This window comes from Neorhizobium sp. DAR64872/K0K18 (assembly GCF_050500175.1).
Taxonomy (GTDB): domain Bacteria; phylum Pseudomonadota; class Alphaproteobacteria; order Rhizobiales; family Rhizobiaceae; genus Neorhizobium; species Neorhizobium soli.
The window spans coordinates 2,381,695-2,404,564 of record NZ_CP191446.1 but is presented as its reverse complement, the minus strand read 5'-3'; the positions used below and the strand labels follow the sequence as shown (position 1 = coordinate 2,404,564).

The 22,870-nt window shown below is 61.4% G+C and carries 19 protein-coding genes; 11 read left to right on the top strand and 8 right to left on the bottom strand.

The features are described 5' to 3' along the window. Nucleotides 1-48: 48 nt before the first annotated feature. The 3 genes from ACQY1P_RS17250 to ACQY1P_RS17240 are packed head-to-tail and all read left to right on the top strand — an operon-like array spanning nt 49 to nt 3,837. Nucleotides 49-321: a sarcosine oxidase subunit delta gene (locus ACQY1P_RS17250; RefSeq protein WP_062582640.1), complete on the top strand. Its 273-nt coding sequence runs from the start codon at nt 49-51 to the stop codon at nt 319-321. After that, nucleotides 318-3,275: a sarcosine oxidase subunit alpha family protein gene (locus ACQY1P_RS17245; RefSeq protein WP_430254594.1), complete on the top strand. Its 2,958-nt coding sequence runs from the start codon at nt 318-320 to the stop codon at nt 3,273-3,275. Before ACQY1P_RS17250 ends, ACQY1P_RS17245 begins: the two co-directional genes overlap by 4 nt. Nucleotides 3,276-3,285: 10 nt before the next feature. After that, a complete protein-coding gene (locus ACQY1P_RS17240; protein ID WP_430254592.1) occupies nt 3,286-3,837 on the top strand; it encodes a sarcosine oxidase subunit gamma in 552 nt (183 codons plus the stop codon). A 24-nt stretch (nt 3,838-3,861) separates the two neighbouring features. On the opposite strand, the gene ACQY1P_RS17235 is transcribed toward ACQY1P_RS17240, so the two are convergent. Further along, entirely contained in the window at nt 3,862-4,164 is a 303-nt protein-coding gene (locus tag ACQY1P_RS17235) for a HigA family addiction module antitoxin (protein ID WP_174196320.1), read from the bottom strand. Between the two features lie 80 nt (nt 4,165-4,244). Continuing rightward, nucleotides 4,245-4,511, bottom strand: coding sequence for a hypothetical protein (locus tag ACQY1P_RS17230; protein ID WP_062582644.1), 267 nt, complete (start codon nt 4,509-4,511; stop codon nt 4,245-4,247). A 206-nt stretch (nt 4,512-4,717) separates the two neighbouring features. Between ACQY1P_RS17230 and ACQY1P_RS17225 the strand changes: the two genes are divergently transcribed. The 7 genes from ACQY1P_RS17225 (at nt 4,718) to ACQY1P_RS17195 (ending at nt 12,981) form a co-directional block, all read left to right on the top strand. Beyond that, nucleotides 4,718-7,144, top strand: a complete 2,427-nt coding sequence (locus ACQY1P_RS17225) for a GcvT family protein (protein ID WP_430254590.1) — start codon at nt 4,718-4,720, stop codon at nt 7,142-7,144. A gap of 280 nt (nt 7,145-7,424) precedes the next feature. Beyond that, entirely contained in the window at nt 7,425-8,327 is a 903-nt protein-coding gene (locus ACQY1P_RS17220) for a branched-chain amino acid ABC transporter permease (protein WP_062455207.1), read from the top strand. 1 nt (nt 8,328) lies between these two features. Continuing rightward, nucleotides 8,329-9,717, top strand: a complete 1,389-nt coding sequence (livM, locus tag ACQY1P_RS17215) for a high-affinity branched-chain amino acid ABC transporter permease LivM (RefSeq protein WP_092660116.1) — start codon at nt 8,329-8,331, stop codon at nt 9,715-9,717. Continuing rightward, nucleotides 9,717-10,595, top strand: coding sequence for an ABC transporter ATP-binding protein (locus ACQY1P_RS17210; RefSeq protein ID WP_062455210.1), 879 nt, complete (start codon nt 9,717-9,719; stop codon nt 10,593-10,595). Before livM ends, ACQY1P_RS17210 begins: the two co-directional genes overlap by 1 nt. Beyond that, the gene (locus ACQY1P_RS17205) at nt 10,595-11,323 is read left to right on the top strand and encodes an ABC transporter ATP-binding protein (protein WP_062455212.1); all 729 of its coding nucleotides are present in this window, start codon (nt 10,595-10,597) and stop codon (nt 11,321-11,323) included. The genes ACQY1P_RS17210 and ACQY1P_RS17205 overlap by 1 nt, the downstream gene beginning before the upstream one ends. A gap of 39 nt (nt 11,324-11,362) precedes the next feature. After that, entirely contained in the window at nt 11,363-11,716 is a 354-nt protein-coding gene (locus ACQY1P_RS17200) for a DUF6867 family protein (RefSeq protein ID WP_062455213.1), read from the top strand. A gap of 140 nt (nt 11,717-11,856) precedes the next feature. After that, complete coding sequence (locus tag ACQY1P_RS17195) at nt 11,857-12,981, top strand: branched-chain amino acid ABC transporter substrate-binding protein (RefSeq protein WP_062455215.1); 1,125 nt, start codon at nt 11,857-11,859, stop codon at nt 12,979-12,981. A 124-nt stretch (nt 12,982-13,105) separates the two neighbouring features. Here the strand turns inward: ACQY1P_RS17195 and ACQY1P_RS17190 are convergent, their stop codons facing one another. The 4 genes from ACQY1P_RS17190 to ACQY1P_RS17175 form a co-directional block, all read right to left on the bottom strand. After that, nucleotides 13,106-14,335 (bottom strand): hypothetical protein, encoded by a 1,230-nt coding sequence (locus ACQY1P_RS17190; RefSeq protein WP_430254588.1) that lies wholly within the window; start codon nt 14,333-14,335, stop codon nt 13,106-13,108. A gap of 108 nt (nt 14,336-14,443) precedes the next feature. Beyond that, complete coding sequence (locus tag ACQY1P_RS17185) at nt 14,444-15,379, bottom strand: response regulator (protein ID WP_430254586.1); 936 nt, start codon at nt 15,377-15,379, stop codon at nt 14,444-14,446. After that, nucleotides 15,372-18,776 carry a hybrid sensor histidine kinase/response regulator gene (locus ACQY1P_RS17180; RefSeq protein WP_430254584.1) on the bottom strand — a complete coding sequence of 1,135 codons (3,405 nt, stop codon included), beginning with the start codon at nt 18,774-18,776 and terminating at the stop codon, nt 15,372-15,374. The genes ACQY1P_RS17185 and ACQY1P_RS17180 overlap by 8 nt, the downstream gene beginning before the upstream one ends. Before the next feature lie 90 nt (nt 18,777-18,866). Continuing rightward, nucleotides 18,867-20,528 (bottom strand): alpha-amylase family protein, encoded by a 1,662-nt coding sequence (locus tag ACQY1P_RS17175; RefSeq protein ID WP_209901573.1) that lies wholly within the window; start codon nt 20,526-20,528, stop codon nt 18,867-18,869. 178 nt (nt 20,529-20,706) lie between these two features. On the opposite strand from ACQY1P_RS17175, the gene ACQY1P_RS17170 reads away from it, so the two are divergent. Then, nucleotides 20,707-20,835, top strand: coding sequence for a hypothetical protein (locus tag ACQY1P_RS17170; protein WP_256413792.1), 129 nt, complete (start codon nt 20,707-20,709; stop codon nt 20,833-20,835). Nucleotides 20,836-20,847: 12 nt separating this feature from the next. Here the strand turns inward: ACQY1P_RS17170 and ACQY1P_RS17165 are convergent, their stop codons facing one another. Continuing rightward, entirely contained in the window at nt 20,848-22,206 is a 1,359-nt protein-coding gene (locus tag ACQY1P_RS17165) for a sensor histidine kinase (RefSeq protein ID WP_430254582.1), read from the bottom strand. Continuing rightward, entirely contained in the window at nt 22,203-22,868 is a 666-nt protein-coding gene (locus tag ACQY1P_RS17160) for a response regulator transcription factor (RefSeq protein ID WP_430254580.1), read from the bottom strand. Before ACQY1P_RS17160 ends, ACQY1P_RS17165 begins: the two co-directional genes overlap by 4 nt. Between the last annotated feature and the right edge of the window lie 2 nt (nt 22,869-22,870).

The window sequence follows — 22,870 nt, the reverse complement described above, 5'->3', positions numbered from 1 at the left end:
CGTATCCGCACCGAGACGAAGACCGAGAACAAAGACCGAGATCAAGACATGGCAAGCCTGATTACCTGCCCCCATTGCGGAACGCGGCCGAAGGAAGAGTTTTCGGTGCGCGGCGCCGTGATTGCCCGCCCGTCGGCGTCCGAAAAGGACGAGGCCTGGCACCGCTATGTCTATGTCCGCGACAATCCAAAGGGCCGATATCAGGAATACTGGCATCACGCGGCCGGCTGCCGCCGCTGGCTGGTGGTCGATCGCGACAACCTCACGCATGAGGTCTTCGGTGTGACGGATGCGCAAGCATCTCAGGAGGGGAGCCGATGAGCGCCTATCGTCTTGATGCCGGCGGTCTCGTCAACCGGGCCAATCCCCTGACATTCACGTTCGACGGCAAAAGCTATACCGGGTTCGACGGCGATACGCTCGCCTCGGCGCTGATCGCCAACGACCAGATGCTGATGGGCCGCAGCTTTAAGTATCACCGCCCGCGTGGCCCGGTGACATCAGGTTCCGCCGAGCCCAACGCATTGATGACTGTTGGCAGCGGTGCCCGGTCTGAGCCGAACGTGCGCGCGACGGTGGCCGAGCTTTACAATGGCCTCACCGCCGTCAGTCAGAACCGCTGGCCGTCGCTCGCCTTCGATATGGGCGCGGTCAACGGCCTGCTGTCGCCGTTTCTGGGCGCCGGCTTCTACTACAAGACCTTTATGTGGCCGGCGATGCTTTGGGAAAAGCTCTACGAGCCTGTCATCCGTCGTGCCGCCGGTCTCGGCAAGCTGACCATGGAGGCGGATCCGGATCGCTACGAGAAAGCCTGGGCGCATTGCGACCTGCTCGTCGTCGGCTCAGGGCCTGCGGGACTGATGGCAGCACTTTCTGCCGCCCGGGCCGGTGCGCGCGTGCTGATTGCCGATGAAAGCGCCCGCTTGGGAGGCTCGCTTCTGTCTGAAAACGTCGTGATTGGCGGGCAGGCGGCGAGCGACTACGCGGCAACTCTGGTCGAGGAACTCGCGTCCTTTCCGAACGTGACGATGATGCCGCGCACGACAGTGTTCGGCTGGTATGACGATATGGTGTTCGGCGCCGTCGAGCGGGTGCAGAAACACGTGGAAACGCCGTCGCCGGATCTGCCAGTCGAGTGTGTCTGGCGCATTGTCGCCAAGCGGGCGATCCTAGCCTCCGGTGCCGAAGAGCGGCCTCTTGTGTTCGGCGGCAACGACCGGCCGGGCGTGATGACCGCGAATGCGGCGCGCACCTATCTCAACCGCTACGGCGTCGCCGTCGGCTCCAAGGTTGCCGTCTTCACCAACGGTGGCTCCGGTTATCGCACGGCGGCCGATCTTTCCGCCCGTGGCGTCGAGGTTGCCGCGATCATCGATGCGCGCGCCGCGTCCACCGATCCGGCACCCTACGGCATTCGTGTCATCCATGGCGGTGCCGTCGTCGCCACAAGGGGCCGCAACCGCATCGATGCGCTGGTGGCAGAGCGGGCCGGTTTCGAGGAAGAGATCGCCTGCGATGCGCTGGCCATGGCCGGCGGCTGGTCGCCGATCGTGCATCTGATGTGCCAGCGCGGTGCCAAGCCCGTCTGGTCGGACGCGGCGAAGGCGTTTCTGGCACCGGATGTAGGCGCAAGCTTTGTCGCTGCCGGCTCGGCAGGCGGTGCCGACACCATCGCCGCCTGCCTTCGCGACGGGGCGTCCAAGGCGGCGGCACTCGCAACCGAACTCGGCTTTGCCGCCTACGCGGCCAATATTCCCGAGGTTGAGGGCGAATACGATCCTGATTTCGCGCCGCTCTGGTATGTGCCGGGGGCCAAGGACAAGGCCTTTGTCGACTTCCAGAACGACGTGCATGTGGGCGATCTCGGCCTCGCCCAGCGCGAGGGGTTCAGGCACATCGAGCACACCAAGCGCTACACCACGTCAGGCATGGCGACCGACCAGGGCAAGCTCGGCAATGTCGCGACGATCGGCATCGTCGCTGCCATGCGCGGCGTGTCGCCGGCCGAAATCGGCACCACGACCTTCCGGCCGTTCTACACGCCGGTCTCGATGGGCGCGCTCGCCGGCACATCGCGGGCCGAGCACGCGGCGCCGGTCAGGACCTCGCCTTTGCATGGCTGGGCCAAGAAGAATGGCGCGACCTTCGTCGAGAGCGGCCTCTGGTACCGCTCCTCCTGGTTTGCGCGCGACGGAGAAAAAACCTGGCGCGACAGCGTTGACCGCGAAGTGCGCAACGTGCGCGAAAACGCCGGTCTCTGCGATGTCTCGACGCTCGGCAAGATCGAGATCTTCGGCACAGGCGCTGCTGAATTCCTGAACCGGGTTTATTCCAACGCCTTCCTGAAGCTGCCGGTCGGCAAGGCGCGTTATGGCCTGATGCTGCGCGAAGACGGAATGGTGTCCGACGACGGCACGACCAGCCGCCTGTCGGAAAACCACTATGTGATGACCACCACGACGACTTACGCGACAGAAGTGATGGCGCATCTGGAATTTGCAAGCCAGACCTTCTGGCCTCATCTCGACGTGCGCTTCGTCTCCTCCTCCGACCAGTGGGCGCAGATGTCGCTGGCCGGACCGAAGGCGCGGATCATCCTTGCCCGGATCGTGGAAGACGACATTTCCGATGCGGCGATGCCGTTTCTCGGTGCGAAGGTCGTCACGCTCAAGGGTGGGCTGAAGGCGCGTCTGTTCCGCATCTCGTTTTCGGGCGAGCTGGCCTATGAGCTGGCAGTGCCCGCAGGCTACGGAGAGGCGGTGGCCGATGCGATCATGCAAGCGGGCCGCGAGGACGGTATCTGTGCCTACGGCGTCGAGGCGCTCAACGTCCTGCGGATCGAAAAAGGCTTTGTCACCCATGCCGAACTGGAAGGCCGCACGACACCCGACGATCTCGGTTACGGAAAGATGATGGCGATGACCAAGCCGGATTTCATCGGCAAGCGCCTCTCGACCCGTTTCGGCCTCACCGCCGCCGATCGCCTTCAGCTCGTCGGCCTGAAGCCTGTGGAAACCGACAAGCAGTTCATGGCGGGCGCCCATCTGCTCAAGGACGGCGCCGCCGCGACGCTTGCGGGCGACCAGGGCTTCGTATCATCAGCCTGCTATTCGCCGACGCTCGGACACACGATCGGTCTCGGCCTTCTCAAATCCGGCCGCGAGCGGATCGGCGAGAAGATCACTGTCTGGGACGGCCTTCGCGGCACCGAAGTCGCGGCGGAAGTCTGCCTGCCGGTCTTTGTCGATCCACAAAACACAAAACTGCATCTTTGAGGGCATGACGATGGCTTTGACACTTCTTCACCGCCATGCGCTCGAAGATCACATTCTGGGCTTCGAGGCGAACGCCAACCCCAACCACGTGTCCGTCGCGCGGCGCCCGGTGATCTTTTCGGTGCTTGCCCATGCGGGCCAGGAGCAGGCCGTGGGCCTAGCACTCAAGGCTGCCCCGGATATCGCGCCGCGCTTCTGCGGCCCGGCGGAATGGCTGGCGGTGTCGCTCACCGCAGGCTCAGAGACCGTTGCCGGTCACTTATCCGAAATATCCGGCGCCTCCGTCGTTGATCAGAGCGACGGCAAGGTGCTGATGGCGATTTCGGGACCCAGCGTGCGGCAGATCCTTGCAAAATGCGTCGGCGTCGATCTGCATCCGCAGGCGTTTGCGCAGGGGCATTCCGCAAACATGCAGTTCGGCCACGTCGCAGTGAATTTGGCGCGCACCGGCCCCGATGCCTTCGAGATCATCACGCCCCGATCGTTCGCCGGCTCGGTCTACGAGGACCTGATGGAAATGGGCCGCGAATTCGCCCTGACGGCATCGTTTTCGGGCGGGTGAAATTCGTCCGGGCCGTGACAGGTCTCAACCCGCCAAGGCATATTCCTCGATAGTCGCGAGTTCCGCCTCAAGAGCCTGCGCCTGCGTTTTCAGGTCGTAGCTCGTCTGCATATTCATCCACAGTTCAGGCGAGGTCTTGAAGAACCTCGCGAGACACAGCGCTGTATCCGGCGTGATGCCGACTTTCTCCCCGACGATGCGTTCAATCCGCGTGCGTGGAACATTGAGCTTCTTGGCAAGAGCGTAAGGGGTCATGTCCAGCGGCTCAAGATAGAGATCTCGCAGGATCTCGCCTGGATGAATTGCCGGGAGTACAGAGTTCACCATTCACGTCGCCTCGATGCCTCATGGGTGCATCCAACTTTTAGTATCACGCATTGATACTAAAGGCGTCAAGTCGAAGCGCCTCAGTGCTTCTCGCGAACGAAGCTCCAGAGACCCTTTTCTTCGGATGCTGCCATGACGAGGTCCGGCCGCTTTTCGAGCGCCGGGACGAGACTTGAGAGGCCTTCGACCCGGTTCAGGAGGTCGACGAATTCGGGGGCGAGGTCCTCGGCGAAATCGCGGCAGAAGCCCTGGATCACGCCGAACTCGATTGTCTTGCGCGGTGTCGCATCGCGCATCGTGGTCAATACGCTGCCTACCAGTTCGTCGAAGCTCAGCACGTTTGTCATTGCGCTATTCCCTGTCGGTTGGCGTTCATGAAAGGGCATACGCAAGGATTGAAAAATAAGTTTCACGCTCTTGCTCGAACATGGCGCGAAACGAACAGCGACTATGTCGGAAACGACAAATCCGGGTTCGCAGAACAGCCTATTGGCAATTCTCAGGAGGTTCTAGGCTCACCCCAAACAGGCATCAAGTTATGGGAACGGGATCCATGAAAAGCCATGCTCGAGTTGTCGTCATCGGTGGCGGTGTCGTCGGATGTTCGGTCCTCTACCATCTGACCAAGCTCGGCTGGAGCGATGTCGTTTTGCTCGAGCGTTCGGAACTCACCTCCGGCTCCACCTGGCATGCAGCAGGGGGCATGCATACGATCAACGGCGATCCGAACGTTGCCAAGCTGCAGAAATACACGGTCGAACTCTACAAGGAGATCGAGGCCTATTCCGGTCAGGACATCGGCCTGCACATGACCTCCGGACTGATGCTGGCGGCGACGCCGGAGCGGTTCGACTGGTTCAAGTCGCTGCTCGCCAAGGGCAAATACGCAAATGGTGAAGCAAGGCTCGTCTCGGTCGAGGAAGCGCATGCGATGATGCCGCTGCTCGACCCGACGCAGTTTGTGGGCGCCGTGTTCGATCCACACGAGGGCCATCTCGACCCCTACGGCACCACCCATGCCTATGCGAAATCGGCTAAGAAGAACGGTGCCGAGATCTACCTGCATACCAAGGTCGAGGATCTGGTGCAGCTTCCCGACGGAACCTGGCGGGTGATCACGGACAAGGGCGAGATCCGCTGCGAACATGTGGTGAATGCGGCCGGTCTCTGGGCCCGCGAAGTGGGGCGCATGGTCGGGCTGGAGCTGCCAGTGCTGGCCATGGAGCACATGTATCTGATCACCGAGGACATGCCTGAGGTCATCGACTTCAACAAGACGTCCGGCCGCGAACTGATGCACTGCGTCGATTTCGACGGCGAGATCTACATTCGCCAGGAACGCAACGGCATGCTGATGGGCACCTATGAAAAGGACTGCCGGCCGTGGTCGCCAATCGAGACGCCCTGGACGTTCGGCCATGAACTCTTGGCCGAGGACCTTGAGCGCATCACGAACGAGCTGGAGGTTGGCTTCCGGCATTTCCCGGCCTTCAACAATGCCGGCATCAAGACGATCATCAACGGGCCCTTCACCTTTTCGCCAGACGGCAACCCGCTTGTCGGGCCCGTGCGCGGCATGACGAATTTCTGGTCGGCCTGCGCTGTCATGGCCGGGTTCAGCCAGGGCGGCGGCGTTGGTCTGGCGCTTGCCAACTGGATCGTCGAGGGCGATCCCGGCTTCGACGTGTTCGCCATGGATGTGACCCGTTACGGCGACTATGCGTCGCTTGCCTATACCAATGCGAAAGTGCGCGAAAACTATTCCCGCCGCTTCTCGATCCGCTACCCGAACGAGGAACTGCCGGCTGCGCGGCCACTGTTGACGACGCCGATCTACGACGCGCTGAAGGCGAGGGGTGCGGTGTTCGGCGCGTCCTACGGGCTGGAAACGCCGCTGTGGTTTGCGCCTGAAGGCGTCGAGGATGCGTTTTCCTGGCGCCGTTCCACAGATTTCGAGCATGTCGGCCGCGAGACAAACGCGGTGCGCGATAGTGTCGGGCTGATGGAGACATCCGGGTTCGCCAAATATTCGATCGGGGGCGAGGGCGCGCATGCCTGGCTCGATCATATTCTCGCGGGCAAGGTTCCGCTCGTCGGCCGTATGGCACTGTCGCCGATGCTGAACGAGGCCGGCAAGCTGATTGGCGATTTCACGCTCGCCAATCTCGGCGACGATGCCTTCCTGCTGATCGGCTCCGGCATTGCCGAAGACTTTCATATGCGCTGGTTCGAGACGCATCTGCCGGACGATGATTCGGTTTCGTTCGATTGCCTCAATCTCGGTCTGGTCGGCCTTTCGATTGCGGGTCCCCGGTCACGCGATGTGCTGCAGAAGCTGACCCATCTCGACCTGTCGGATGAAGCTCTGCCGTTCATGGGCATCGTCGAGATCGATCTCGGCATGGCCCCGGTCATCCTCGGCCGTGTCAGCTATACCGGTGATCTCGGCTTCGAGCTGTGGATGAAGCCGGAATACCAGCGCTATCTGTTCGATCTCATCATGGAGGCCGGTGCGGAGTTCGGGATCACCCTGTTCGGCCTTCGGGCGTTGAATGCGCTGCGTGTCGAAAAATCCTTCGGCAGCTGGTCTCGCGAATACCGGCCGCTTTACGGTCCCGTGGAAGCCGGGCTCGGTCGCTTCATCGCCTATGGCAAGGAGGCCGATTTCATCGGAAAGGCCGCGGCGATCGAGGAAAAGGCGGCGGGCGGCGCGCTGCGTCTCGTCACCTTCGTCGTCGATGCAAAAGATGCGGACGTGCTCGGCGACGAGCCGATCTCGCTTGACGGCCAGGTCTGCGGCTGGGTGACCTCGGGTGGATACGCCCATGCCGCCGGCGTGTCGGTCGCCATGGGCTATGTGCCGAAAGAGGTCTCCCGAACGGAGGAGGGGTGGCAGATCGAGGTGCTCGGCGAGATGCTCATCGCCCGGCTTCAGCCGCATCCGATCTTTGACGCCAACGGGTCGCGCATGCGGTCCTGACCGTCGAAAGCTGAAGAAGCGGATAAGCCAAGACCGAAGCAGACCAGAGGTTATTTCTCTATAGTTTTTGCCATTCGTGTGGAAATCGTGCCGTTTTTTCAACAATGCCAAGCGGATTTGCGTCACGTGCTGCAAAAGCCACTGAAATTATGTCTGCCTCTTTCTTTTGCACTTCACATTTCGATCGAAACCGGTAGGAATCAAAAAAATTGAAGATCCTATCAGGGACATTCAAGCGAAAGATGCGGCCGCCAAGGATCGCATCCGCAGGGGAAAATATATGGAATATTTTATCCAGCAGCTCATAAACGGGCTGACTCTCGGATCCATCTATGGGCTCGTGGCAATCGGCTATACGATGGTTTACGGCATCATCGGCATGATCAACTTTGCCCATGGTGACATCTTCATGCTCGGCGGCTTTGCCGCCCTGATCGTGTTCCTGCTTGCCACATCCTTCTTCGCCGGCATTCCGGTGGCGCTGCTGCTTTTGCTGATGCTGCTCGTCGGCATGCTGATGACAGGCCTGTGGAACTGGACGATCGAGCGGATCGCCTACCGTCCGCTGCGCGGCTCGTTCCGCCTGGCGCCGCTGATCACCGCGATCGGCATGTCGATCTTCCTGTCGAACTTCATCCAAGTGACGCAGGGTCCGCGCAACAAGCCGATCCCGCCGCTGGTCACCGACACCTATCATTTCGGTGCGATCACGGTGTCGCTGAAGCAGATCCTGATCGTCGTGATCACCTCGATCCTGCTGTTTGCGTTCTGGTACATCGTCAACAAGACGCCGCTCGGCCGTGCCCAGCGCGCCACCGAACAGGATCGCAAGATGGCGGCTCTGCTCGGCGTCGACGTCGACAAGACGATCTCGATCACCTTCATCATGGGCGCGGCTCTCGCTGCCGTCGCCGGTGCCATGTACCTGATGTATTACGGTGTCGCCTCGTTCAACGACGGCTTCATTCCGGGTGTGAAGGCATTCACCGCAGCCGTTCTCGGCGGCATCGGCTCGCTGCCGGGCGCTGTTCTCGGCGGGTTGCTGATCGGCCTCATCGAAAGCCTGTGGTCGGCGTATTTCTCGATCGCCTACAAGGATGTCGCGACCTTTGCGATCCTCGCCTTCGTGCTGATCTTCAAGCCGACCGGCATCCTCGGTCGTCCTGAAGTGGAGAAGGTGTAACATGGCGACCGTATCGGAAACCGTTCCCAACAACGTCATGGCCAAGGCGATCAAGGAAGGCATATTTGCGGGCGTCATCGCCTTCCTGATGTTCCTCCTGTTCGTCGGCATCGAGACCTATCAGGACATCAACAACCAGCTCGTCTGGCGCACCCGCTGGGGCCTGCTTGCGGTGTTCGTGGCAGTCGCTGCCGTCGGTCGCTTCATGACCGTCGCCTTTATCAAGCCCCATCTCGACCGTCGCAAACTTGCCAAGGCCAAAGCCGGCATTCTCGAGATTTCGGAAGAGAAGAGCTTCTTCCATCGCCACTTCCTCAAGTTCGCGCTGGTCTTCCTGCTCATCTATCCATTCCTGTCGCTGCTGATCGTCGGCAAGCAGGGCTCGCTGAAATATGTCGACAACTTCGGCATCCAGATCCTCATCTATGTGATGCTCGCCTGGGGCCTCAACATCGTCGTCGGTCTCGCCGGTCTGCTCGATCTTGGCTATGTCGCCTTCTATGCGGTCGGCGCCTATTCCTACGCGCTTCTGTCATCCTATTTCGGCTTCTCGTTCTGGCTGCTGCTGCCGATGTCCGGCATTCTCGCCGCGCTCTGGGGCGTCATCCTCGGCTTCCCGGTGTTGAGATTGCGGGGTGACTACCTTGCCATCGTGACGCTCGCCTTCGGGGAAATCATCCGGCTTGTTCTGATCAACTGGACCGACGTCACCAAGGGCACGTTCGGCATCTCGGGCATCGCCAAGGCGTCGTTCTTCGGCATCTGGTCGTTCGATACGGGCTCCCCGAACAACTTCGTCAAGGCCTGGGGCCTCTCGGCTTCGTCGGTCTATTACAAGATCTTCCTGTTCTACATCATCCTCGCGCTCTGCATGCTGACGGCCTACGTCACCATTCGCCTGCGTCGCATGCCGATCGGTCGTGCATGGGAAGCGTTGCGCGAAGATGAAATCGCCTGCCGCTCGCTCGGCATCAACACCGTCACCACCAAGCTCACGGCATTTGCCACGGGCGCGATGTTCGGCGGTTTTGCGGGCTCCTTCTTCGCGACCCGCCAGGGCTTCGTCTCTCCGGAAAGCTTCGTCTTCCTGGAATCGGCTGTGATCCTCGCCATCGTGGTTCTCGGCGGCATGGGTTCTCTGACCGGTATCGCGATCGCGGCTGTCATCATGGTCGGCGGCACCGAAATCCTGCGCGAGATGTCGTTCCTGAAGATCATCTTCGGCCCCGACTTCACTCCGGAACTCTACCGCATGCTGCTGTTCGGGCTGGCGATGATCATCGTCATGCTGTTCAAGCCGCGTGGCTTCGTGGGCTCGCGTGAGCCGACAGCCTTCCTGAAGGAGCGAAAGGCCATCTCCGGCAGCTTCACCAAGGAAGGCCACGGCTGATGGCGACGGATATGACGACTATGACGAAAGACACGATCCTGAGGGTCGAGCATCTGTCGATGCGGTTTGGTGGCCTGATGGCGATCGACGACTTCTCGTTCGAAGCCAAGCGCGGCGAAATCACCGCGCTGATCGGCCCGAACGGCGCCGGAAAGACGACGGTGTTCAACTGCATCACCGGCTTTTACAAGCCGACGATGGGCATGCTGACCCTGCATCGCAGCAACGGCCGGGAGTTCCTTCTGGAACGCCTTCGCGATTTCGAGATCAACAAGGTCGCGGGCGTTGCCCGTACCTTCCAGAACATCCGGCTGTTTTCCGGCCTGACGGTTCTCGAAAACCTGCTGGTCGCGCAGCACAACGTGTTGATGAAGGCTTCGGGTTACACGATCCTCGGCCTCTTGGGTCTGCCGACCTACAAGAACGCTGCCAAGGCCGCGATCGAAAAGGCCGAATACTGGCTGGACAAGGCGGATCTGACAGACCGCGCCGACGACCCGGCCGGCGATCTTTCCTATGGTGCCCAGCGCCGGCTGGAAATTGCCCGCGCCATGTGCACAGGGCCGGAACTTCTGTGCCTGGACGAGCCCGCCGCCGGCCTCAACCCGAAGGAATCGCTGACGCTCAACGCGCTGTTGCGCGGCATCCGCGACGAAGGCACGTCGCTGCTCCTGATCGAGCACGACATGTCCGTCGTCATGGAGATTTCGGATCACGTCGTGGTTCTGGAATACGGCCAGAAGATTTCCGACGGAACGCCTGATCACGTGAAGAACGACCCGAGGGTGATCGCAGCCTATCTCGGCGTCGAGGATGATGAAGTTGAAGAAATCGAGGAAAAGCTCGACAAGGGCATTATCGAAGAGGGGTCCGTCTGATGGCCGGTGAACCCCTTCTGAAAGTCCAGGGCGTCGAAACCTACTACGGCAACATCCGGGCTCTCGACGGCGTCAATGTCGAAGTCAACAAGGGCGAGATTGTCAGTCTGATCGGCGCCAACGGTGCCGGCAAGTCGACGCTGATGATGACGATCTGCGGCAGCCCGCAGGCCCGCAAGGGTCAGGTCATCTTCGACGGCGAAGACATCACGCAGGTGCCGACGCATCTGATCGCGCGTCGGCGTATCGCCCAGTCGCCGGAAGGCCGCCGCATCTTTCCGCGCATGACCGTGCACGAAAACCTGCAGATGGGCGCCGGTCTCGACAACCTCAAGTATTTCAAAGAGGACGTCGAAAAGATCTTCACCCTGTTTCCGCGCCTCAAGGAACGCCAGGCCCAACGCGGCGGCACGCTTTCGGGCGGCGAGCAGCAGATGCTGTCGATCGGCCGTGCGCTGATGGCGCGTCCGAAACTGCTTCTCCTGGACGAGCCGTCGCTCGGCCTCGCACCACTGATCGTCAAGGGCATTTTCGAGGCGATCAAGAAGCTGAACAAGGAAGAGGGGCTCACCGTCTTCCTCGTCGAGCAGAACGCGTTTGCGGCACTCAAACTGTCCGATCGCGCCTATGTGATGGTCAATGGCAAGGTGACGATGTCCGGCTCCGGCAAGGAACTGCTCGCAAATCCCGAAGTCCGCGCCGCCTATCTCGAGGGGGGCCGGCATTGAGCACCATGATCACCATTCCGGCGACCGGGGGACACTGAGATGCAGGGCCTGTTTTTCGAAACCGATACTGGCGTGCGTTATTTCCTGCGCGCACTCGTCATGGTCCTCGGCTTCTGGACGGCGTGGCGCGCCGGCAAGGCGGTCGCAGAAGGCTGGAACGGCTATGGCCATGTCATCGCCTACACGCTGCTGCTGGCCGTCGCGATGCAGTTCATGCATTACGCGCTGTTCCAGGGACCGTTCATCAGCCCGTTCCATTACATCATCGATGTGGTGCTGCTGATGGCGTTTTCCATCTCCGGATTCCGCATTCGCCGCACCCGTCAGATGGTTCAGAACTACTACTGGCTCTATCAGCCTGTCTCCGCTTTCTCATGGAAGAAGAAAGATTGACAGTCGCTCATTTCTGACTTCAGATTGGGTTGGGTCAAATAAGAATACACCAGAGGGTGGAACATTTCTCCGGCGCAATGATGGTGGGTATTGCGTCCGGGTCCCAAAAAACCGCTCACCTAAAAACTGGGAGTAAATCAATGAAGAAGTCTCTTCTTTCCGCCGTCGCGCTGACGGCGATGGTCGCATTCAGCGGCAACGCCTGGGCCGATATCATCATCGGCGTTGGCGGCCCGCTGACCGGCCCGAATGCTGCATTCGGCGCGCAGCTGCAGAAGGGTGCTGAACAGGCTATCGCCGATATCAATGCCGCCGGCGGCATCAACGGCGAAAAGCTGGTCATCGCGCTCGGCGACGACGTTTCCGATCCGAAGCAGGGCATTTCCGTCGCCAACAAGTTCGCGTCCGATGGCGTGAAGTATGTGGTCGGTCACTTCAACTCGGGCGTTTCGATCCCGGCTTCGCAGGAAGTCTATGCCGAAAACGGCATGCTCGAAGTCACCCCTGCAGCAACCAACCCTGTCTTCACCGAGCGCGGTCTGTGGAACACGTTCCGCACCTGCGGCCGTGACGACCAGCAGGGCGGCGTCGCCGGCAAGTATCTCGCCGAGAAGTTCGCCGATGCAAAGATCGCGATCATCGACGACAAGACACCTTACGGCCAGGGTCTCGCTGAAGAAACCATGAAAGCCTACAACGCGGCCGGCAAGAAGCAGGTCATCCGCGAAGGCGTCAACGTTGGCGACAAGGACTTCTCAGCGCTGATTTCCAAGATGAAGGAAGCCGGCGTTTCGATCATCTACTGGGGTGGTCTCCACACGGAAGCCGGCCTGATCATCCGTCAGGCGAAGGATGCTGGCCTCAAGGCAACGCTCGTATCGGGTGACGGTATCGTCTCCAACGAACTGGCCTCGATCGCTGGCGATGCAGTCGAAGGCACGCTGAACACGTTCGGCCCCGATCCGACACTGCGTCCGGAGAACAAGGAACTGGTTGCCAAGTTCAAGGCTGCCGGCTTCAACCCTGAAGCCTACACGCTCTATTCCTACGCAGCCGTTCAGGTCATCGCCGAAGGCATCAAGCTTGCTGGCAGCCCTGACGACGCAGAAGTCGTTGCCAAGGCTCTCAAGGAAAAGGGTCCGTTCAAGACCGTTCTCGGCGACATGGCTTTCGACGCCAAGGGCGACCCGAAGCTCCCAGGCTACGTCATGTACGAGTGGAAGAAGGGTCCGGACGGCAAGTACAGCTACTTCCCGCAGGGCTGAGCCTTCAAGGCTTGAACCATCGATTGACAGGAAGCCCGGCCATTGGCCGGGCTTTTTGCATTGATGCCTGCAGGGTTCAGATATCGAGCTCTAAGTTTCCCGAGCTCAAACCCTGAAAATCCCATCAGAAACTTTCGGGGGTGAAACTGGCGAACCGCGCCGCGGGGAGAGGGCCGGCGGTCATCAGTGTGAAATCGAAATTCGACTTTGCTTCCGATCCCAGAACGTATTGACGGTGCACGCGCAGGAAATCGCGCTTGATCCTGTTGTAGCGCTCGGGCGCCATCATCCGCTTGACCCTGATGAAGGCAAGCGTCGCCTGGGGTGCATCTTCATGTCCTGCAAGCGCCACGACGCGGCTCTTGTAGAAATGAATGCTGTCGGTGAGGCACTGAACCTCCAGCCAGAAGATCCCGGGCGTCCGCGCAATGCGGCCGACACATTCGCGCAATGTCGTAGCGGGCCGCAGCAGCGAGCATTGCAGGATCGCGCCACCGAGCGTCACGAAGCTCACCTTGCGGTCGCTCTGATCTGCGCCCCGCCTGAGTACATCAGGATTTTCCGCAAGCAGCATGCCGATCACGTGGGTGGCGACCGCCGATCCCATGCTGTGCGAGGTGATGAGATATTCGTCCGCATCCTCAGTCAGTGCCTCGCGGACACCCTCCATGCAGCTCGCCAGCCAGGCGTTGACATCGGGCCTGTCGAGATTGCCCATCGCGTCGGCCATCTCCCAGTCGGCAAACAGGTGCAGCGTGTGAAACCGTGCCATGAAGGGGAGGAAGGCGTAGCGGAACAGCGCAAGACCAAGCGGGATGCTCCACAACAGATGCAACATATTGAGCCCGAGCAGCGCGGGCAGGGCAGCGATCACGGCGGTGAGCCCAAGGACTACAGCCACCAGCAGGAACGGAAACAGGAAGAACAGGCCGAACCGCCACGCATGCCTGAGATAGCAGGCCATGCCGCCCTGGGTGACGATACGCAAGGCGCTTCGATAACCGTCGAGGATACGGCGCGGCAGCGGCTTGCCGTTCAGGCTGTTGACCAGCGCGCAGTGGTCGAAGATGTAGAACCGGCTTTGCGTGACGCCGTCGCCCGCATCCCGCACCCGACAGGTAATGTCGAAGTACGCCGTCTTTGCGGTCCGCTGCAGCTCACCTGTCTGGAGATCCAGGTTCCATGTCTTGGCGCTCTGTGCCGCCGCGCGCACATAGCGGGCATGGTGCATGCCGGCGTCGAGCGGCTCGAAGCCCGGGAAATGCAGGACGACGCGTTTCCTCACCCGGTCCGCCGTCGGGGAGTTATCTGCGTCGTGGGGCGTCTGTGCCGTCGAAGGCGATTGTGTAGTCATGACTGCGGAGTTCCGGATGCGGCTTGTCTAAGCCGTTGAGGGTGCGCGCGGATCTATCCCTTGGCATCGCCGACTGCAAGTGTCTGGCCCCGGTCGGCCCGTTTGCGTCTAGTCGGGCCGGTCGCCTGCGTGCAGGACGTTCGCCGCCATGACCGCTGCCGAGGCGCGATTTTCGACGCCGAGCTTGATGTAGATCTGCTCGAGATGCTTGTTCACGGTGCGGGCCGATAGGCCGAGGATATCGCCGATATCTTTGTTCGCCTTGCCCTTGGCGATCCATAAGAGCACTTCCGACTCCCGCTGCGTCAGCGGGAAATGCTGGCGCAGGATTTCGTCGTCCGGCCGCTTGATGACGGCGGCCGACAGCCGGAACAGGAATTCGTCGGCGCCGATCGCGCCGAGAAACGCAAACTGCAGGCTGGTCTGCAGGTTTTCCGACAGGGAGAAGGCGGCGTTGCGGGCAAAGCCTGCCGTATCGCGCTCCGCCATCCAGGCGCCGATGCGGCCCGCGACGATCGCGATTCCGTCATCGCTTTCCGTTGCGGCATTCATCAGCCGCGTTGCTTGCGGCGTCGACCAGCGGATCGAACCGTCGTTTCGCACAGCAAGCAGATGCCGGCCGGCGGCATCGAGCGCGACGCGGGCGCTCTGGGCGGAGCGGGCGTTGGAAAGATGCACCCGTATTCTCGCCCGCAGCTCGTCGATATTGATCGGCTTGCTCAGATAGTCGACGCCGCCGCTATCCAGCGCGTTGACGACGTGTTCGGTTTCGGTCAGGCCCGTCATGAAGATCACTGGCACTTGAGCTGCCGCATGCGCCTTCAGTCTGCGGCAGGTCTCGAACCCGTCCATGCCGGGCATCACGGCGTCGAGCAGGATCATATCGGGCGTGATGCGCTCGACGATCGAAAGCGCTGCCTGACCCGACGTGGCGATCAGCACCGAAAAGCCGGATTGCTCCAGCGCCTCGGTCAAAAAACCGAGCGTCTCGGGACTGTCGTCCACCAGGAGGACGATATCGCGCGGTGTCGTCGCGTCAGCCATCGTTGTTTTCCCGTTCTTTCAGTTCCGCTGTCTCCATGCGTTCCAGGTATTTCATGTAACCGGCCATGTCGAAGGCCTTTACATAGGTTCCGAGCTCTTCCGCGAACGGGCGGTGCGATTGGTCGGTCGCCAGATCCGCGAGCTTGGCTTCGATGCCGCGCACGTAGCCGATTTCGCCGAGCCGCAGCAGATCCTGAAGATGGCCCGTCCCGGGGCTGATGACCGGCTGCTTGACCAGCGCCGAAAGCGCCAGTGCCGGTGCTTCGTCCTCGTAGACCCATTTGAGGCTGAGATGCGAGGCAAGCTTGTCGGCAAGACGGCGCAGGTTGACGGGCTTTGAAAGCGTATCGTCATGCCCTTCGCCACCGGCATCTGCGGTCGTGCCATCGCCGATATTGGCCGAGAGCATGATCATGGGCGCCGTCTGGCCCTCCTCGCGCAACCGCGAAACCAGCTGCCAGCCGCTCATGCCGGGCATGGAGATATCGACCAGAAAAAGATCCGGCCGCACACCCTCGATCAGCGTCAGGCATTCCGGTCCGTCGACGGCCGTGAGGATGACGAAATCCATTGGCGCCAGCACTTCGCGCATCAGGTCGCGGTGATCCTGGTTGTCGTCCACCACGACGATGGTGCGGCGCGGACCGCTGTAGGAGACGATCTTGCGCTCGGCCTCCGGTGTCGTGTTCGGCCTCTCGATCGCCGACAGCATGAGACGCACCTTGAAGGTCGAGCCTTCGCCCTTCGTGCTGGCAACGGAGATTTCACCGCCGAGCGTGTTGGTCAGAAGCTGAGTGATGGTGAGCCCGAGCCCAAGCCCGGGCATCGGCCGGATGCTTTCCGCCTCGCCGCGCTGGAACGGCTCATAGATGCGGCCGAGATCCTTTTCCGCGATGCCGCGGCCGGTATCTGTCACCGTGAAGGTGGCGACCTGGCTGCGATAGGCGATCTCGAAACGAACCGTGCCTTCGTCTGTGAATTTGACTGCGTTGGAGAGGATGTTGACGAGGATCTGGCGAAGCCGCTTTTCGTCGGTGCGCACATATTGCGGAAGCGTGCGGGCGCGCACGTGTTCGAAGGCGAGACCCTTGGCCTGCGCCTGCAGGCTGAACATCTCGACGATCTGGTCGAGGAAATCCTGGATGTTGATCTCGTTTGAATAGACCTGCAGCCGCCCGGCCTCGATCTTTGAAATGTCCAGCAACCCGTCGATGAGCCCGGAAAGATGATCCGCGGACCGCTTGATGACCTTGATCGCCGATTGCCGCGGGGCAGGGATGGTGTCGTCGCGTTCCAGTATCTGGGCATAGCCCAAAACGGCGTTGAGCGGCGTGCGCAGCTCGTGGCTGAGGCCAACGACATATCGGCTCTTGGCGCGATTGGCGGCTTCGGCGGTTTCCTTGGCATCCTGCAGCGCCGCGTCGGTCTTCTTGTGCGCCGAGATTTCCTTGAGAAGAAGCGTGTTCTGCCGCGAGGATTCCTCCTCGGCCACCATCCGGCTGTCATGCGCCAGCACGTAGAACCAGGAGAAGATGCCGGTAATGATGGCAAACACGAAGAAGACGATCAGGATCGTGCCGTAGATGACATCGGCATTGGCGGGCGCTGCCTGGCCCACCTGATAGGCGATCAGCGACAGGATGGCGCCGATCGCCGAGATCGAGATCACCGCCGTCATCCCGTAGCGGCCAAGCCGGGTGGTGAGCTTGGCGATGACGCTTTCGGTCAAGAAGGTGCGCGCCACGGTGCCGACCTGCGTGTTCAGCCGCGCATGCGGCTTGCACATGTCGTGGCAGCGGCTGTCGAGCGAGCAGCAGAGCGAACAGATCGGCGCAGCATAGGCCGGGCACCAGGCCATGTCCTCGTGCTCGAACGGGTGTTCGCAAATCGAGCAGGTGATCGAACCCAGCGTCTTCCAGCTCCGGCGCGGTTTCCGAGCAAGGTAGTATTTGCCCTTTGTGGCGAACGCGATCGCCGGCGACACCAGGAAGGCCGTCAGTGTCAGATAGGTAGCGAGCGACGCCATCAGCGGGCCGAACAGGCCGAGATGGGCTGTCAGCGCAATGCCGGTCGCTGTAAACATGGCGCCGAGGCCGACCGGATTGACGTCATAGAGATGGGCGCGCTTGAACTCGATGCCGGGCGGCGACAGACCGAGCGGCTTGTTGATGAACAGATCCGCCGAAATCGTGCAGAGCCAGCTCATTGCGACGATCGAGAAGATGCCGAGCGTTTCTTCCAGCAGCCGGTAGATGCCAAGTTCCATCAGAAGCAGCGCGATGATGACGTTGAACACCAGCCAGACGACGCGGCCGGGATGGCTGTGGGTGAGCCGCGAGAAGAAGTTCGACCAGGCAAGCGACCCCGCATAGGCGTTCATCACGTTGATCTTCAGCTGCGAGACGACCACGAAGGCGGCCATCAGCATCAGCGCCGCCGTCTCGTTGGGGATCATGTAGCCGAAGGCGGCGAGGTACATGTGGGCGGGATCGGCCGCGTCCTCGACCGGCACAGCACTCGAGAGCGTCAGCACGGCGAGGAAGGAGCCCGCGAGAAGCTTTGGAACGCCGACCAGAACCCAGCCGGGTCCAGCCAGGAAGACCGCGAACCGGTGGCGCCATTTGCGCTGCCCTTCCGGCGGCAGAAAGCGCAGGAAGTCGACCTGCTCGCCGATTTGGGGCATCAGCGCCAGGATGACGGCCGACGCTGCCCCGAACTCCACCAGATCGAACGGCGCGGCCCCGCCGACTTCGCCGTTCGAATGGCCGATGCCGGCAAAGGCGCGCCAGAGGTCGAATTTCTGCCAGTCCATAAAGGCGATGAAGACAAAGGGCAGAATGTTGAGGATGATCCAGAACGGTTGGGTCAGAAGCTGGAAGCGCGAGATCAACTGCACGCCGTAGATGACCAGCGGGATCACCACCGCGGCCGAGATGATATAGCCGATCCAGGGCGGAATGCCGAAGGCGAGATCTAGCGCGCCGGTCATGATCGACGCCTCGATCGCAAACAGCATGAAGGTGAAGCTCGCATAGATCAGCGAGGTGATGGTGGAGCCGATATAGCCAAACGAGGCGCCGCGGGTGAGGAGATCGATATCGACCCCGTGGCGGATCGCATAGCGGCTGATCGGCAATCCCACGACCAGCATGACGAGAGCGGCCACCAGAATGGCGAAAAACGCGTTGGTCGTGCCGTAGGAGAGCGTAATCGCCCCGCCGATCGCCTCCAGCGCCAGAAACGAGATCGCACCGATCGCCGTCTGCGAAATCCGGCTGGATGAGAAACGGCGCGCGCTCTTTGCGGTAAACCGCAGCGCATAGTCTTCCAGCGTCTGGTTTGCGACCCAGCGATTGTACTCACGGCGAACCGGTATGATGCGTTGGCGTGCTGCCATGCCTAAAAACGATCGCCTTTATCGGGGAGACTGATATTTAGGCAGTTTCGACTTTGGTGCAGGGTTTTGCAAGGGCGGTTTTACCGCCGCTCACACCTCGCTGCGCTTCAGCAGGTAATCCAGCCCACCGGCGCGATACCAGCGATAGCCATAGGGCTCGATCACGATGTGATGCTTGCCTTTGTCGTCCGCTGTGCTGTCCGAGTCGTCGGCGATGTCGATCAGGTTCTTGCCCGCATCCTCAAGGCCGACGTCGAAGGTGATCTCCACCGGCCGGTCGTGGAAATTGTGGAGGATCACCAGCGCGTTGTCGCGCCAGTCGTAGCGCATGGCGAGCACGCCGTCGTCGCCGGTATCGAGGCATTCGAATGTGCCCCAGCCGATCTCCGGCGCTTCCTTGCGCATACGGATCATCCGCTCCGTCCAGTTGAGCATGGAATCCGGATCGCGACGCTGGATGGCGACGTTGACGTGGTCGAAGCCGTAGGGTCCCTCGTGGATCACGGGCAGGATCGGTTTGTCGCTCTTGGTGAAGCCGCCCTGAGGCTCGTTCGACCATTGCATCGGCGTGCGGGCGCAGTTGCGCTCGGGCAGCGACAGGTCGTCGCCCATGCCGATTTCGTCGCCGTAGCGCAGAACCGGGGTTCCGGGCAGGGAATACATCAGGCTGTAGGCGAGTTTCAGGCGGCGCGGATCGCCGCCCAGCATCGGCGCCAGACGGCGGCGGATGCCGCGGTCGTAGAGCTGCATGTCCTTGTCCGGACCCATCTTGTCGAACACCGTCTGGCGCTGCTTGTCGGTCAGGCGGCCGAGATCGAGTTCGTCGTGGTTGCGCAGGAAAATGCCCCACTGGCCGGTCGCCGGGCGTTCCTTGGTGTCGTTCATCGCCTTTGCGAGCGGCCTCACGTCGGCGCTGGCCATCGCGTAAAACAGCGACTGGTTGACGTGGAAGTTGAACATCATCTGCATCCGGTCGCCGTCGTCGCCGAAATATTGCAGGTTCTCCTTCGGAACGACATTCGCTTCGGCCAGAATGATGCTGTCACCCTGGCGCCATTGCAGGAATTCGCGGAAGGACCGCAGCATGTCGAACTGCTCCTTCGGCTTTGTGACGTCGGCGCCCTTTTCGGCAATCACGAAGGGAACCGCATCCATGCGGAAGCCGGAGACGCCGAGCTGCAGCCAAAAGCCCATGATCTTCAGGATCTCGGCCTGCACATGCGGGTTGGCGGTGTTGAGATCCGGCTGGAATTCGTAGAAGCGGTGGAAATAGTACTCGCCGGAGGCCTTGTCGCGCGTCCAGGTCGTCTTCTGGATGCCCGGAAACACCATGCCCTCATCGGCATTGGCCGGTTTCGTCTTCGACCAGACATACCAGTCGCGGTAGCGCGAATTCTTGTCGGCACGGGCTTCCTTGAACCAGGGATGTTCGTCCGATGTGTGGTTGACGACGAGATCGATCAGGACACGGATGCCGCGTTGCTTGGCACTGTGGGTGAACTCGACGAAATCGCCGAGCGTGCCGTAGCGCGGATCGACATTGTAATAGTCGGAGACATCATATCCGTCGTCGCGGCCGGGAGACGCCTGGAACGGCATCAGCCAGATCGCGGTTACGCCGAGGCCGGCGAGGTAGTCCAGGCGCCGCTGCACCCCTTGAAAATCACCGACCCCGTCGCCGTTGGAATCCATGAAGGTTTCGACATTGAGGCAATAGAAGACGGCATTTTTGTACCAGAGGTCGTTGATCACGGGATGCTCCACGGCTTCGATCGATCCGGGGCAATTGCATCAGACGTTGAATTGTTCCCGTCCGATTGTGAGTTTGCGATCAAGCGTCGGAAAATGCCCTATCAAACCGGTGTAATAACGCTTGCTATTTTACCCGGATCAGCGGCTATGCTTCACCATCAACATGAGGAGATAGGTCATGGCCAAGGGTCAGGTACGCGGCAACAAGGAAACGCGCAAACCCAAGAAGGACAAGGCCGCTCCAGCGGCTGCGCCGACTTTGGGTTCGCAGGTCAAGTCGGCCGAAAGCAACACCAAAAAGAAGTAGTCTGCTCCTTCGTCATGCCGCGATCTCCTTGGTCGCCGGCAGACACAGGACGGCTTCAAGACCTCCCATATGCGACCGGGAGAGGCTCAGCTTCCCGCCGTAAGCATTTGCGATGTCGCCGGAAATCGCCAGGCCAAGGCCTGTTCCGGCGCCATCGTTGTCTTCCTCCTGCTGGCCGCGGACACCGCGCTTCAGCATGGAGGCGTAACGCTCCGGCGTGACGCCCGGGCCATCGTCCGCGATACGCAGCAACACCATCCCGCCGTCGCCCCTCGATGCCGTCAGCGCGATGCGCCGTCTTGCAAAACGGACAGCGTTGTCGAGAATGTTGCCGATCGCTTCGGCCGCATCGGCCGGGTCCGCCTGGACCGTGAGCGCCGGATCGATGTCGAGCTCCCAGTCGATCCCGCGGTTTTCTGTGACGGGCGACAGCACGCTCACAAGCTTTCCCGAAATGCCGAGAAGCGATGTCGTCGCCATCTGTTCGACGCCCATTCGAGCGGCCTGCAACTGCCGGTCGGCGCGCTGGCGCACCAGCTCGATCTGCTGCAGGGCCGTTTCGCGACGGGCGCCCGGCAAATCTTCGACGAGATGGGACAAAACGGTCAAAGGCGTCTTCAGGCCATGTGCCAGATCGCTTGCCCGGGCGCGCGCCCTCTCGACGGCATTTTCCCGCTCAGACAGAAGAAGGTTGATCTCGTTGACGAGCGGCGTGACTTCGCTTGGTCCCTGCGCACCGATGCTCGGCAGGCGGCCCGCCCGGATATCGGCCACATCCCGGCGCAGGCGCGCGAGCGGCCTCAGGCCGACGAGGCTTTGCAGAAGCGCGGCCATAAAAAGCAGCGCGCCAATGGCTACCAGCATCATGACCAACGGTCGGTGATAGGTCGCCAGCGCTTCCTCCATGTCGTTCTTGGAGAAGGCGGTGTAGAGGGTGAAGCGCTGCAGGGCATCGCCTTCGCCGATCGACATCTCCCTGACCGTGATCAGGATCGGGCCACCATCGGGTCCCTCGGTCTGGTAGAAGCCGCAATAGAGATCGGGAGAAAACAACTGCCGCGAAAGTTCCTGGTCCCAAAGCGAGCGCGAGCGCAGCGGCGGTTTCCCGTCGGCCGGCGATATCTGCCAGTAGAGGCCACCGGCCGGGATCTGGAAGCGTGCATCGGACGGCTCGCTGGCCAGGGAGAGACCGTTCTGCTGAATTGTCAGCCGGGCGCCGAGCGCGTCCGAGACGGCCGTCATCTCCGCGGAATACTGGTCGGCGACATAATCCTCGAACAGGTGACCGAGCACGAACCAGGCGAGCCACAGGGCCACACCGATCGATATCAGGGCGCCGATTGCCAGCCGGAAACGCAGGGAGCGGATCACGGGCGTTTCTCCGGCAAGACATAGCCAAAGCCGCGGCGGGTCTCGATCGCGTCGCTGTCGGTTTTCTTGCGCAAGCGGGCAACCATCGCCTCGACGGCGTTCTTGGCGGCGTCGTCGTCGCGGCCCTGAACCTGGCTTGCAAGCTCCGCCGGTGTCAGGACGGCGCCCGGGCGGTCGATGAACAGCGAGATCATGCGGTATTCCAGAGGGCTCAGATCCAGCTCGCGTCCGTCGAACGTCACACGGCGGGCCTGCTCGTCCAGCGTGAACCGGTCGGCCGATTTGACGCGGGCCTGAACCTTGCCGGTTCGGCGAAGCAGGGCCTTCAGGCGGGCGAGCAGCTCCTCGCTGCGAAACGGTTTCGGCAGGTAGTCGTCGGCGCCGGCGTCGAAGCCATCGACGCGCTCCATCCACGAACCGCGCGCCGTCAGCACGAGGACGGGTGTTTCGACGGCGCTTGCCCGCCAGCGCTTGAGAATTGAAAGCCCATCCATCCCCGGCAGGCCGAGATCGAGGATGATGGCTGCATGGTCGCCTGTCTCTCCCCGTTCCCAAATGTCTGGTCCGTTCGAAAGCGTTTCGACGAAATAGCCCTCGCGACTGAGCTTCTCGACAACGAGCGCTGCGATCTGGGGGTCGTCTTCGGCAAGCAGGATCTTCATGA